The organism is Polaribacter sp., from assembly GCF_049276715.1.
In the GTDB taxonomy this organism is placed as follows: domain Bacteria; phylum Bacteroidota; class Bacteroidia; order Flavobacteriales; family Flavobacteriaceae; genus Polaribacter.
In genome coordinates this window covers 81,684-96,311 of the sequence record NZ_JBASWY010000052.1, presented here as the reverse complement: position 1 = coordinate 96,311, position 14,628 = coordinate 81,684, and the positions used below count along the sequence as shown (strand labels likewise).

Below are 14,628 nucleotides of genomic sequence, written 5' to 3'. Positions count from 1 at the left end.
ATTCTAAACTTCCTCAATAACATCTAATTCAACCTTTAAATTAGAGATAATAAACTTCTGTCTATCAGGCGTATTTTTACCCATATAAAATTCTAGCATTTGTTCAATAGAAACCTCTTTGTCTAACATTACAGGATCTAAACGAATATCATCACCGATAAAATGCACAAATTCATTGGGTGAAATTTCTCCTAATCCTTTAAATCTTGTAATTTCTGGTTTCCCTCTTAATTTTTCTATAGCTTCTCTTTTTTCTTCCTCAGAATAACAATAAATAGTTTCTTTTTTATCTCTTACTCGAAACAATGGAGTATCTAAAATATACAAATGTCCATCTTTTATCAATTCTGGAAAAAATTGAAGAAAAAATGTTATTAATAACAAACGAATGTGCATACCATCAACATCTGCATCAGTAGCAATTACAATGTTATTATATCGCAAATCCTCCAAACCATCTTCAATATTTAATGCAGCTTGTAAAAGGTTAAATTCCTCATTTTCATAAACTATTTTTTTGCTTAAACCATAAGAATTTAAAGGTTTTCCTTTCAAGCTAAAAACGGCTTGTGTATTTACGTTTCTAGATTTAGTTATAGACCCAGAAGCAGAATCTCCCTCTGTTATAAACAAGGTCGTGTCTAAATAATTTTCATGTTTAATATCGCCCAAATGTACTCTGCAATCTCTTAATTTTTTATTATGTAAACTTGCTTTTTTTGCTCTATCTCTTGCTAATTTTCGAATTCCAGAAAGTTCTTTACGCTCTTTTTCTGCTTGCATAATTTTTTTCTGAAGCAAATCTGCAACATTGGTATTTCTATGTAAGAAATTGTCCAATTTGGTTTTAAGAAAATCGTTAATATGAGTTCTCACAGTTGGTAAATCTCCACCCATTTCTGTAGAACCTAATTTGGTTTTGGTCTGACTCTCAAAAATAGGTTCCATCACCTTTATAGCAACTGCTGCAATTATTGATTTTCTTACATCTGAAGCTTCGAAACTTTTTCCGTAAAAATCTCGAATTGTTTTTACAAGGGCCTCTCTAAATGCTGCTTGATGCGTTCCTCCTTGTGTAGTATGTTGCCCATTTACAAAAGAATAATATTCTTCTGAATATTGAGTTTTACTGTGTGTAATTGCAACCTCGATATCATTTCCTTTTAAGTGGATTATTGGATACAACATGTCATCAATGTTGTTATTATCTTCTAATAAATCCTTTAATCCGTTTTCAGAAAAGTATTTTTCTCCATTAAAAATGATGGTTAAACCAGGATTTAAATACACATAGTTCTTTAACATTTTAGAAACATATTCGTTTCTAAACTTGTATTTTTTAAAGATGATTTCATCAGGAATAAAAGAAACTTTTGTTCCTTTTCTTCTAGATGTTTCTTCTAAAAATTCTTGATTTGTTAAGTTTCCTTGACTAAATTCGGCAGAAGCAGATTTTCCATCTCTTGTAGATTCTACTCGAAAAAAGTCTGAAAGTGCATTTACTGCTTTGGTTCCAACACCATTTAAACCGACCGATTTTTTGAAGGCTTTAGAATCGTATTTACCACCAGTATTCATTTTAGAAACCACATCAACCACTTTTCCAAGGGGTATTCCACGTCCAAAATCACGAACTGTCACTTTGTTTCCTTGAATAGAAATTTCGATGGTTTTTCCTGCTCCCATCACATATTCATCAATAGAATTGTCTAAAACTTCTTTTACTAATATGTAAATTCCATCATCTGCAGAAGAACCATCACCCAATTTACCAATATACATTCCTGGACGCATTCTAATATGCTCTTTCCAGTCTAATGATCTAATATTATCTTCTGTATATTTTGTTTCTTCACTCATGAAATCTCTTACTATTATTGGTTTGAAGCATCTGCAAGATAGGATTATCATCATATAAATAAAATAGTAAAATCAATTAGTTATCAACAGGATTTCAACGATTTTTTAGACATTATATGTTTTGGTTTTTAGTTCTTTGCTAATAGCAAAAATCACTAAAAATCACAATAAAAAACAATTTGTTATATTTTTAAACAAATCAATAATAATTAAACTAATTAACTATTTTTGAGCCTCGATAAAAAAATAAATACAAAGTGGAAAACGCACAACTTTTAGAATTAGCAAATAAATACGGAAGTCCTTTATACGTTTACGATACAGATAAAATTGAATCGCAATACAACAGATTAACAAATGCTTTTAGCAGTGTTAAAAGTTTGAAATTAAATTATGCTGTTAAAGCACTTTCGAATATTAATATATTGAAATTTTTTAAAAATTTAGGTGCTGGTTTAGATACAGTTTCGATACAAGAAGTACAATTGTGCTTAACTACTGGCATTGATCCTAAAAAAATTATTTATACACCAAATGGAGTTTCTTTAAAAGAGATTGAAGAAGTTGCAAAATTAGGTGTTCAAATTAATATCGATAACCTTTCTATTTTAGAGTTGTTTGGACAAAAACATCCAGAAATTCCTGTTTGTGTTCGGATCAATCCTCATATTATGGCTGGTGGAAATTCTAAAATTTCTGTAGGGCATATTGATTCTAAATTTGGGATTTCTATCCACCAAGTACCTCATATTAAACGTGTTGTAGAAAACACCAAAATGAATATCAATGGAATTCACATGCATACTGGTTCAGATATTTTAGATATCGATACTTTTTTGCGTGCTACAGAAATTTTGTTTGACGTTGCAAAACAGTTTGATAATATTGATTTTATTGACTTTGGAAGTGGTTTTAAAGTACCTTATAAAATAGGTGATATTTCTACAGATATAGAGCAATTAGGATTGCAATTATCAGAACGTTTTAATGAATTTTGCACTGAATATGGTAAAGACATCACTTTAATGTTTGAACCTGGAAAATTTTTAGTTTCAGAAGCTGGTTCTTTTTTAGCAAAAGTAAATGTGGTAAAACAAACAACATCAACCGTTTTTGCGCACGTAGATTCTGGTTTTAATCATTTGGTTCGTCCAATGATGTACAATTCTTATCATCATATTACAAATATTTCGAATTCAGAAGGTAGAGACCGTTATTATTCTGTAGTGGGTTATATTTGTGAAACAGACACGTTTGCATCTAACAGAAGAATTGCAGAAATTTCTGAAGAAGATATTTTGTGTTTCCACAATGCTGGCGCTTATTGTTTTTCTATGGCATCTAATTATAATTCAAGGTATTTACCTGCAGAAGTTATGATTGTTGATGGTAAAGACTATTTAATAAGAAAAAGACAAACTATACAAGATATACTTCATAATCAAGAAATTGTAGAATTTTCTACCAAGAAAAACAGTAGTAAAAAAGAAGCTGCAGAAGCTTAATCTAAATTAGAGACTAAAATATTAGCCACGTATTTTCAAATATTTATATTTGTAAAACCGTGGCTTTTTTAAAACAATAAACAATGAAAATATTAGCAATAGGCAAAAATTATGTAACCAATTTAGAAGATAAAAATGTTGGTAAAACTGGCCAACAAATCATATTTTCTAAACCAGAATCTAGTTTAGCAGTGAATTGCGATGTTGAATATCCAGATTTCACAAAACAACTGTTATATGAAATTGAGTTGGTGATAAAAATAGGAAAGCAAGGAAAAAACATTTCTTTAGAAAATGCAAATTCTTACATTTCTGAAATCGCAGCTGGTATTGATTATACTGCAAAAGATGTTTTTAACGAATCTAGAGAAAACAAAGGTCCTTGGGATTTATCGAAAGGTTTTGATGGGGCTGCACCAATTTCTAGTTTTAAACCAGTTTCTAATTTCTCTAATTTAGACGATATTAATTTCGATTTAAAAATAAATGGAGAACAGAAACAAGTTGGAAATACAGCTTTTATGATTTACAATTTTGCAGAAATTATAGCTTTTATATCAAAATTTATGACCTTAAATCCTGGTGATTTAATTTTTACAGGAACTCCTGTAACTGGTGCAGGCGAAATTCAAAAAGGAGATCGTTTACAACTTTCAATTGAAGGCGAATTGTTACTCGATTTTAAAATGATTTAATTTTTTTTTGATGCAAATAAGACTTTCTACTTTTGATGATATTCCAAAAATAATCGAAATTATTGAGGATGCTAAAGCATTATTAAAATCATTACAGATTGATCAATGGCAAAATGGATATCCGAATGCAGAACAAATAGAAAACGATATTAAAAATGTAGAAAGTTTTGTGGTTGTAAATGATGAACATAAAATCATTGCAACATCCATGTTTACAATAAGAAAAGAGCCAACTTATAAAGTAATTTTTGATGGAAAATGGATAATTTCTGAAGATGAAAAATATGGAGTTATTCATAGATTAGCTATTAAAAAAGAACACAGAAAATCAGGAATTGCACAATTTGTTTTCAACGAATTTCATCAACAATTAAGAGAGCAAAACATACAAAGTTTAAAGATTGATACCCATGAAGAAAATCTAGGAATGCAATCTTTAATTAAAAAATTAGGCTATAAATATTGTGGAATTATTTACACCAATTATGGTGATAAAAGATTGGCTTTTGAGAAAGTAATCTCTTAAAATACACATTTTAAAAACTATATTTGCAACCTCATAAATTCATTTTTATGAGGTTTCTTTTTTCAGAAAAAATCAAACAAAAATGCAATTAATCCAATATATAATTCAACAAACACAACTTTCTTCAAAATCTGTAGAAAACACCATTTCTTTATTAAACGAAGCTGCTACAATTCCATTTATCAGCAGATATAGAAAGGAAATGACAGGCAATTTAGATGAAGTTCAAATTGGCGAAATTGTAAAATTTAAAGAAGTTTTTGAAGCCTTAGAAAAACGTAAAAAGGCAATTTTAAAAGCGCTTGAAGATCAAGGAGATTTAACAACTGAATTAAGCCAAAAAATAACTGATTCGAAAGACATCATTTCTTTAGAAGATTTGTATTTACCATTCAAGAAAAAAAGAAAAACCAAAGCAGAAACTGCACGTTTACAAGGTTTAGAACCTTTGGCAAAAATGATGATGAGCCAAAATGTAAACAATTTAGAATATACTGCATCAAAATACATTACCAAAGAAGTAGAAACGCTTGATAATGCTTTAGAAGGCGCACGTTTTATCATTGCAGAATGGATTAATGAAAGAACAGATATAAGAACTTATATTCGAAGAGAATTAGGGCGTTATTCAACCATTTCATCCAAAGTAATCAAATCAAAAATTGATGACACTTCGTCTGCTCTCAGTGCAGGCTCCAAAGCACAAAAATTTAAAGATTATTTTGATTGGAATGAATCTTTAAAAAACATTCCATCACATAGATTATTAGCCATTTTACGAGCAGAAAGCGAAGGTTTTATTCGCCAAAAAATAGAAATTGATGATGAAAGAGTGCTGCAAAAAATGGAAGAAAAAATAATTAGAACTCAAAACGAATGTACAACACAAATCCAAATTGCTATACAAGATGCTTACAAACGATTATTGTTGCCATCGTTAACCAACGAAGCTATATCAATTGCCAAAGAAAAAGCAGATGAAGAAGCAATAACGGTTTTCACAAAAAACTTACAGCAATTATTATTAGGCGCTCCTTTAGGCGAAAAAAGAGTTTTGGCAATCGATCCTGGTTTTAAGTCGGGTTGTAAAATTGTGTGTTTAAGTGAGCAAGGAGATTTGTTACACAATGAAAACATCTATCCTCATGCGCCTCAAAATCAAACTATTGAAGCTATTAAAAAAATTAGTTCGTTAACAGATGCTTACAAAATAGAAGCCATTGCCATTGGAAATGGAACAGCTTCAAGAGAAACTGAAGAACTCATTAAAAAAGTTTTCTTTAAAAATAAATTGGATATTTTTGTGGTGAGTGAAGCTGGAGCATCTATTTATTCTGCTTCAAAAATTGCAAGAGACGAGTTTCCAAATTACGATGTAACTGTTCGTGGTTCTGTTTCTATTGGCAGACGATTGCAAGATCCTTTGGCTGAATTGGTTAAAATTGATGCAAAATCGATTGGAGTTGGTCAATATCAGCATGATGTAGATCAAACAAAACTCAAAAAATCGTTAGATACCACAGTAGAAAGTTGCGTAAATACAGTTGGTGTAAATATTAACACTGCTAGTGAATCTTTGTTGAGTTACGTTTCTGGAATTGGTCCAAAACTAGCTCAAAATATTGTGAAATACAGAAATGAAAATGGTTCTTTTTCAAGTAGAAATTCAATAAAAAAAGTTCCAAGTTTGGGAGCAAAATCTTTTGAACAAGCTGCAGGTTTTTTACGAATTAAGTCTGCTAAAAATCCTTTAGATGATTCTGCTGTACATCCAGAAAGCTATGCTATTGTTGATAAAATAGCCAAAGATTTACAAAAAAATGTTTCTGATATTATTGGAGATAAAGAAATTCTTCAGAAAATAAAATTGAATAAATACATTTCAGAAACCATTGGTTTGCCAACTTTAAAAGACATTATTAGAGAATTAGAAAAACCAGGTTTAGACCCAAGAGAAAAAGCAAAAATATTTTCTTTTGATGCGAATATTAAAACCATTTCCGATTTAAGAATTGGTCAATTATTACCAGGCATTATAAATAATATTACCAATTTCGGTTGTTTTGTAGATGTTGGCATTAAAGAAAGTGGCTTAATTCACATTTCTAATTTATCCGATACTTTTGTAAAAGATGTAAATGCAATTGTGACTTTGCAACAACAAATCATAGTAAAAGTTTTAGAAGTAGATGTGGTTAGAAAGAGAATTCAATTGGCTTTGGTGAAATAGTTATTTTAGTTGTTAACTTTTCTATTATAGTCATCATTATTTTTATATTTTCGACCTCCCAAAAATAATCAATGAAAGTCTGTATTGCAGAAAAACCAAGTGTAGCAAGAGAGATTGCTAACATTCTAGGGGCCAACACAAAACGTGATGGTTTTTACGAAGGTAATGGCTATGCAGTAACTTATACTTTTGGACATTTGTGCACACTTTTAGAACCCAAAGATTACAAACCTCATTGGAAAAGTTGGGATTTGAATAATTTACCCATGTTACCTGAACGTTTTGACACGAAAGTTACAGGTGATTCTGGCATCAAAAAGCAATTTAATATTGTAAAAAGTCTTTTTGATAAAGCAGATGTGGTTATTAATTGCGGTGATGCTGGAACAGAAGGAGAACTCATTCAAAGATGGGTCATCAATCAATGCAATTACAAAGGACCTGTGCAACGTTTATGGATTTCTTCTTTAACAGAAGAAGCCATCAAAGAAGGATTTAACAATTTAAAATCCTCAGAAAAATACGACAATTTATATTATGCTGGGTATTCTAGGGCTATTGGAGATTGGTTGTTAGGCTTAAATGCTACACGTTTATACACTATTAAATTTGGTGGTTACAAACAAGTTTTGTCTGTGGGTAGAGTGCAAACTCCTACGCTTGCAATGTTGGTAAATCGTTTTTTTGAAATTCAAAATTTTAAACCAGAACCTTATTGGGAATTGCAAACTACTTACAGAGATACACTCTTTAATTACGAAGATGGTCGTTTTCTAAAAAAAGAAGATGGACAAATTTTAGCAGATAAAGTTGCAGAATCTGAGTTTGAAATTGTTTCAGTAACTAAAAAGAAAGGGAAAGATTATGCTCCAAAATTATTCGATCTAACTGGTTTGCAAGTCTATTGCAACAATAAATTCGGCTTTTCTGCAGATGATACTTTAAAAATTGTACAGAAGTTATATGAGATGAAAGTGGTTACCTACCCAAGAGTTGACACCACATTTTTACCAAATGATGTATATCCAAAAGTTGCAGGAATTTTATCAAAGTTAACGAAGTATAGTCAGCTTACGCAGCCTCTTTTAGGTAAGAAAATTAAAAAGACAACACGTGTTTTTGATGATAAGAAAGTAACCGATCATCATGCCATTATTCCAACAGGAATTGAAGCTAACTTGCAATACAATCAACAACAGGTGTATGATATTATTACCAAACGTTTTATTGCGGTTTTTTATCCTGAATCTGATATTTCTAACTCTACAGTTTTAGGAAAAGCTGCTGAAATTCCTTTTAAAACAACAGGTAAAGAAATTTTAACGCAAGGTTGGAGAATCGTTTTTCAATCCGCAGAAAAAATAGATCAAAAAAATAGTGAAGCTGTTTTACCCAATTTTACAAAAGGTGAAAAAGGACCTCATGAACCCTCATTTTTAGAAAAAGAAACAAAACCACCAAGAAATTTTACAGAAGCAAGTTTGTTAAGAGCTATGGAAACTGCTGGAAAACAAGTAGATGATGATGAAATGCGTGAGTTGATGAAAGAAAACGGAATTGGAAGACCATCTACTAGAGCTAGTATTATTGAGACTTTATTTAGAAGAAAATATATTGAACGTCAAAAAAAATTAGTAGTTCCTACACAAACAGGAATTGATTTAATTAATATTATTGATAACGATTTACTGAAATCTGCAGAATTAACTGGAAGATGGGAAAAACGTTTGAAAGAAATTGAAAGAGGAGAATTCAATGCTGGAGTTTTCATCAACAATATGAAAAAAATGGTGGATGAATTGGTTTATGAAGTTCGCTCTAATACTTCTAAAAAGAAGATTTCTGCTGTCAGTTCCAGTGCAGTCGAGAATGCTTCTAAAACGATTCAAAAAGAAAAAAAATCAAAACAACTTGTGGGTAAAACCTGCCCTAAATGTAAAAAAGGACAACTTTTACAAGGTTCTTCAGCTTTTGGTTGTTCTGAATATAAAAATAATTGCGATTTAAAAATTCCTTTTGAAATTTATGGTAAAAAAGTTTCTGAAAATCAAATCATTAGATTGATTGATAAAGGATGTACCACCAATTTAAAAGGTTTTCAATTGAATGATAAAGTTGTTGAAGGTTTGATACGTTTTGATGACGAGTTTACTTTAAAGCTAGAGCCAAAGCAAAACGTCATTGCGAACAAAGTGAATCAATCTTTTAATAATAAAGAGATTGCTTCGTCTAAAACTCGCAATGACAGTGATAAAATGATACCCTGTCCTAAATGTGCAAAAGGAACCATTTTAAAAGGAAAAACAGCTTACGGTTGTTCTAATTATAAAAATGGTTGTGATTTTTTATTCACATTCGAAAACATCAAAAAAATAGCCAATGGAAAACCATTGACTAAGGAGTTTGTTTTGGAAATTATATCAAAATAGATTTTCTAAAAACTACTCTTCTTCATCAGAATTATTTTTTCTAGGCTTCATTTTACGAGTTCCTTCATACAAATCGTATCGAACAAACTTACAGTTTAAATCTCCATTTCTTAATTCGAGTCTTTTAGAGGTTCTTAAACCTACATGTTTTAAAGCCTCGATATCTGAGGTAATAAACCAAGCTGTAGAACCAGGGTAATTGTGTTTTAAAGTATCGCCTATTTTCTTGTAAAATTCTTGAGTATCAACATTTAAACGTTCTCCATAAGGTGGATTGAACAAAATAGTGGTTTTCCCAAAAACCTCTTTGGTTGAGTTGAAAAAGTTTACATGATGCACCCCTATAAACTCTTCTAAATTAGCTGATATAACATTGTCTTTTGCTTTTTGAACTGCAGAAGGAGCTTTATCAAAACCCATAATTTTGAAATGCGAAGAACGAATTTTCTTGAGCAAAGCATCTTGAATGGTAAAATATAAATCTTCATCATAATCTTTCCAATTTTCAAAAGCAAAGTGTTTTCTGTTGATATTTGCAGGAATGTTATTGGCAATCATGGCTGCTTCAATTAAAATAGTGCCAGAACCACACATTGGATCTATAAAGTTTTCATCACCTGTATAACCAGACAATAAAACCATACCAGCTGCTAAAACCTCGTTTATTGGAGCAATATTTGTCGCTGTTCTGTAACCACGTTTGTGCAAAGAATCTCCAGAAGAGTCTAAAGAAATGGTTAACAAATCTTTGTTGATGTGAATGTGAATTTTTAAATCTGGATAATCTAAATCTACATTGGGTCTTTTATCAAATTTGTCTCTAAAATAATCTGCAATTGCGTCTTTAGACTTTAAAGCAATATAATGAGAATGATTTGGTAAATTTTTAGAATTAGAAACTGCGCCTATTGCAAAAGTGCCATCGACATCTAAATAATTTTCCCATTTAATTTTTTTTACAGAATCATATAAATCCTCTTCATCATATATTTTAGTAACTTTTATAGGTTTTAAAATACGAATAGCAGTTCTTAAAGCAATATTTGCTTTGTACATAAAGCCAACATCACCTTTAAAAGAAACACTTCTAATAGATTCTTCTATATCCTTTGCTCCTAGGTTTTTAAGTTCCTCAGCCAAAACGCCTTCTAAACCAAACATGGTGGTTGCCACCATTTTAAAATCTTTATTCATACTTGTAAAATTGATTGCAAAAATACATTTTATAAAAGTATATTTCAGAAATTCTGAATTTCATTTTTTGAAACCCAAGATTTAACTACTTTTGCTGACTTAGATAATTATGAAAACAAAAGATTGGTTTACAGATTGGTTTAACACACCTTATTATTACATTCTTTACAAAGATAGAAATGATGTTGATGCGCAGTTGTTTATGAAAAATATAACTGAGTTATTAGCATTACCAAAAACCACTCATATTTTAGATTTACCTTGTGGAAAAGGTCGTCATTCCGTTTTTTTAAATTCTTTAGGTTATAAAGTTACTGGTGGAGATTTAGCTGAAAATAGCATAAAAATTGCAAAAGAATTTGAGAATGAAAATCTAAAATTTAAAGTACATGATATGCGTAAACCTTTTAATAATACCTATGATGCTGTTTTTAATTTGTTTACGAGTTTTGGATATTTTGAAGATGATAAAGAAGATCTTTTAATACTACAAAACATAAAGAATGGCTTGAATAAAGATGGTTATTTTGTTTTCGATTTTTTAAATGCAGCTTATGTAAAAGCAAATTTGGTAAAGCAAGAAACAAAAATTGTGGATGAGATTAGATTCAATATTACAAGAGAAATTAAGGATGGTTTTATTTTTAAAAATATTTCTTTTTTTGCTGATGATAAAAATCATTCTTATACTGAAAGAGTAAAATATTTAGATGAAACTAAAATGAAAACCTATTTTGAAAAAGTTGGTTTTAAAATTACCAATATTTTTGGTGATTATAAATTAAATAAATTTAAAGTTGAAACTTCCAACAGATTAATACTAATTGCAAAGTGAACTATATTTTACTAATCTTATCTGTTTTATTGGGTTCTTTGTTGGTTTTATTTATAAAGCCAAATAAAAAATTAGTGCGTTTATTATTAGCTTTTAGTGGAGCTTACCTCCTATCTGTAACTATTTTGCACTTATTACCAGATGTTTATACAATTACATCTAATAGCACTACAGTTGGGATTTTTATTTTAATTGGTATTATTTTACAATCGGTTTTAGAATCGTTTTCTAAAGGAGCAGAACATGGGCATATTCACATTCATACAGATGGAAAACAATTTCCTACTTTATTATTTGTGAGTTTGTGTTTGCACGCATTTTCTGAAGGATTACCTATACACAATGCTGATACAAATTTACTTTGGGCAGTTGTAGTGCATAAAATACCTATTGCAGTTGTATTAACTACCTTTTTATTACAGGCTAAATACTCTAAAAAAATAGTTTTTAGTTTCTTGTTTTTCTTTGCTGTCATGAGCCCTTTAGGAGTTTTATTGGGAGATAAAATTAAATTCTTCTCAGAATACGCAACAGAAATTACAGCTTTAATCATTGGTGTTTTCTTACATATTTCTACAATTATTCTTTTTGAAAGCACTGAAAACCATAAATTTAACTTACAAAAGTTTATTGCCATTCTTTTAGGGGTTTTATTAACTATTTTTACTCTTTAATTTTTTTTACTTACTTTTAGTCAAGAACAAATACCTAAGTATAGGTATGCTTTTGCTTAAAATATATGTGATATTTGAGTTAATATTATAATTATTAAAAACTTTTACCAATAAACAAACTAAAACCAAACCATGGCTCACGAAAATTTAAAATTCAAATTAGACGTAAACAATCAAAAAGATTATCAACCAATATTAGGTTCGCAAGATTATGGTACTTTTCATATGGTCTATGTAAGAATAAAAAAGTATGAAATTGTTACAAAAACTGATGGAATTAAACAACACAATTACACTTGCGATTTTAAAATTCAGAATTTTATAGGTAACATAACTATTGGTTTTTCTAAACCAAAGCCAACTATTAATCTAGGTTCTTCTATGAATACAGATCAAGATCCTATTGATGCAACAATTAAACTTGCTATAGAACCTTTTAGCACAAAAACTGTAGTAAAAAATGTGCTTGTAGAATTAGCAAAACCACTCTCAAAAGGCATGATTTTATTCACAGATTTTACCAGAAATAAACCAGGTAAAAAATTATACAATCCACTTAAACCAGAAAAATCTAAGTTTCTAAATCCTTATCGCTTTGAAAGAGATGGAGAAGATTATTTAGAAATTTCACAAAGAACGTTTGGTTCTGGTGAATCTTTTCCAGAACCAGGAGGAATGGATTTTTTTTATCCAAGAGGATTCTGTGTGCCTAATAGATCTGTAATTATATAAATTGAAAAGAAAAATAGCGATACTATTATTTTTTATTTCATGTACTTTATTCAGTAATAATGAAGTACATGATTTTTTTAGTGCTATAAGACAAAACGATTTTGAAAAAAGCAGCTTGTTTTTAAATGATGTTAAAAATGAAAGTCTTAAAATTGAACTATACAAATATTATAATTTAATAACTAGAGGTGTTTTTGACACAGAAGATGTTACATCAAACAAAAAAATAACAGAAGAAACACAAATTGTAAGACTTTTAAACGAAGGTCTATTTTTATATTATAAAAAAGGAAATGAAATTGAAGCCTTTAAAATATTAAAAGAGGCATTAGAAATTGCTATTAAAATAAATAACAAAGTACTAATTTGTGAAACTACAAAAGCAATTTTAGATATTTACGAAAGATTTGTTATTACACTTTACGACGAATCTTATAACTACTTTTTAAATCTTCATAAAAAAAATGCCTACGATAATCTGGAAATTGAAATCAACAAATATTATGAGTTTAGCATTAATTTAAGATATAAATATGAAGACGAAAAATTTATAGAAAGCTTATACAGCAGCTTTAAAAATAGAATAAAAGATAAAGATCCTTATTATTTAAAAGTTAAAAACAATATTGCTTTATGTGGCTATCACTATAGAATTACTAAAAATTATGAGCAAGCATTATTTCATGCAGAAAAAGCTAAATTATTGCTGGCGGAAAAAGAAAGTTACTTAGATAAGGAAAAAAAACAGTCTGTAGAAATTTTGAATGGAGTCTTGTTATATCTTTCTAATAAACCAGAAATGGCGCTTCAAAAATTAGAAAGTATAATTGATAATAAAAGCTCCGATTTTATTTTTAAAGTTTTAAAAAGATACAAATATTATTGGCTCTATACCATTAATTCTAAACTTAAAACGAATGCTTTAGATAGTCTTAAATATAAAAGTAAATTTTTAGAATTACAACTCGACATTAATCATGATGAAAGCTTAAGAGCAGTGTCTGATTTAGAAACAAAATATCAAACTGAAAAAAAAGAAAAAGAAAACTTAGAATTAAAGGCGAAAAATAAAAAAACAGAAGAAGATAAAATTCAATTTCGAAATTTTTTAGTAATCTCCGTTTTAATTCTCTTTCTAATTTCTCTCATTGGTATTTTAACCATTAAAAACTCGAAAAGAAAAAGAATTTTAGCGCAGCAGAACCAAGAATTAGAAACACAAAAGAATTTAACTTTAATTAAAGAACAAGAAATTACCACTATAAACGCTATGGTTAATGGCCAAGAAAAAGAGCGTAAACAAATTGCAGAAGATTTACACGATAATTTAGGCTCTGTTTTGGCAACTTTAAAACTGCATTTTGAAAATTTAAAAATGAATAGCGTAAAGAAAAAAATAGACCAAGAAGAATTATTTAATAAAACCGAAAATTTAATTAATGAGGCCTATTTAAAAGTTCGAAGCATTGCCCACGCTAAAAATGCAGGAGTAATTGCTAATCAAGGTTTGTTATTAGCTGTGCAAATGATGGCTGAAAAAATATCTTCTGCAGATAAAATTAAAATTGAAGTAGTTCATTTTGGTTTACACAAACGTCTAGAAAATAGCTTAGAAATTACAGTTTTTAGAATTATACAAGAATTGATAACAAATATTATAAAACATGCAGAAGCAAAAAATGCTACCATTAATATTTCTTTGTATGATAATAACCTAAACATTATTATCGAAGATGATGGAAAAGGTTTTGATATTAAAAAAGTTAACCTTAAAAACGGAATGGGAATTAGTTCTATTAAAACTAGAATTAAACATTTAAGTGGTACATTTAAAATTGATGCAACTATTGGTAAAGGAAGTTCTATTATTATAGATGTTCCAGTTTCCTAAATCATTATAAGTAGGTATTTTAAAGTTTTAATAATGTTGTATTTTTATTAAAAAAAA

The 14,628-nt window shown here is 29.2% G+C and carries 11 protein-coding genes; 9 read left to right on the top strand and 2 right to left on the bottom strand.

Annotated elements, in window-relative coordinates; genetic code table 11:
- Positions 1 to 3 precede the first annotated feature (3 nt).
- Complete coding sequence (locus tag WAO74_RS13635; RefSeq protein WP_422162810.1) at positions 4 to 1,860, bottom strand: DNA topoisomerase IV subunit B; 1,857 nt, start codon at positions 1,858 to 1,860, stop codon at positions 4 to 6.
- A 257-nt stretch (positions 1,861 to 2,117) separates the two neighbouring features.
- Between WAO74_RS13635 and lysA the strand changes: the two genes are divergently transcribed.
- From lysA to WAO74_RS13610, 5 genes are all read left to right on the top strand, one after another.
- Positions 2,118 to 3,365, top strand: a complete 1,248-nt coding sequence (gene lysA, locus WAO74_RS13630) for a diaminopimelate decarboxylase (RefSeq protein ID WP_422162809.1) — start codon at positions 2,118 to 2,120, stop codon at positions 3,363 to 3,365.
- A gap of 83 nt (positions 3,366 to 3,448) precedes the next feature.
- Positions 3,449 to 4,060 (top strand): fumarylacetoacetate hydrolase family protein, encoded by a 612-nt coding sequence (locus tag WAO74_RS13625; RefSeq protein WP_422162808.1) that lies wholly within the window; start codon positions 3,449 to 3,451, stop codon positions 4,058 to 4,060.
- 10 nt (positions 4,061 to 4,070) lie between these two features.
- Positions 4,071 to 4,586, top strand: a complete 516-nt coding sequence (locus WAO74_RS13620) for a GNAT family N-acetyltransferase (protein ID WP_422162807.1) — start codon at positions 4,071 to 4,073, stop codon at positions 4,584 to 4,586.
- An 82-nt stretch (positions 4,587 to 4,668) separates the two neighbouring features.
- Positions 4,669 to 6,816, top strand: coding sequence for a Tex family protein (locus WAO74_RS13615; protein WP_422162806.1), 2,148 nt, complete (start codon positions 4,669 to 4,671; stop codon positions 6,814 to 6,816).
- Between the two features lie 71 nt (positions 6,817 to 6,887).
- Positions 6,888 to 9,245, top strand: a complete 2,358-nt coding sequence (locus WAO74_RS13610) for a DNA topoisomerase 3 (protein WP_422162805.1) — start codon at positions 6,888 to 6,890, stop codon at positions 9,243 to 9,245.
- 12 nt (positions 9,246 to 9,257) lie between these two features.
- Here WAO74_RS13610 and WAO74_RS13605 read toward each other — a convergent pair whose 3' ends face one another.
- Positions 9,258 to 10,439 carry a THUMP domain-containing class I SAM-dependent RNA methyltransferase gene (locus tag WAO74_RS13605; RefSeq protein ID WP_422162804.1) on the bottom strand — a complete coding sequence of 394 codons (1,182 nt, stop codon included), beginning with the start codon at positions 10,437 to 10,439 and terminating at the stop codon, positions 9,258 to 9,260.
- Positions 10,440 to 10,548: 109 nt separating this feature from the next.
- Here WAO74_RS13605 and WAO74_RS13600 point away from each other — a divergent pair, with 109 nt between their 5' ends.
- The 4 genes from WAO74_RS13600 to WAO74_RS13585 all read left to right on the top strand — a co-directional run bounded on the left by WAO74_RS13600 (position 10,549) and on the right by WAO74_RS13585 (position 14,571).
- Positions 10,549 to 11,274 (top strand): class I SAM-dependent DNA methyltransferase, encoded by a 726-nt coding sequence (locus WAO74_RS13600; protein ID WP_422162803.1) that lies wholly within the window; start codon positions 10,549 to 10,551, stop codon positions 11,272 to 11,274.
- Positions 11,271 to 11,948, top strand: coding sequence for a ZIP family metal transporter (locus WAO74_RS13595; RefSeq protein ID WP_422162802.1), 678 nt, complete (start codon positions 11,271 to 11,273; stop codon positions 11,946 to 11,948). Before WAO74_RS13600 ends, WAO74_RS13595 begins: the two co-directional genes overlap by 4 nt.
- Before the next feature lie 132 nt (positions 11,949 to 12,080).
- A complete protein-coding gene (locus WAO74_RS13590) occupies positions 12,081 to 12,680 on the top strand; it encodes a hypothetical protein (RefSeq protein ID WP_422162801.1) in 600 nt (199 codons plus the stop codon).
- Position 12,681: 1 nt separating this feature from the next.
- Positions 12,682 to 14,571, top strand: coding sequence for a sensor histidine kinase (locus WAO74_RS13585; RefSeq protein WP_422162800.1), 1,890 nt, complete (start codon positions 12,682 to 12,684; stop codon positions 14,569 to 14,571).
- Positions 14,572 to 14,628: the final 57 nt, after the last annotated feature.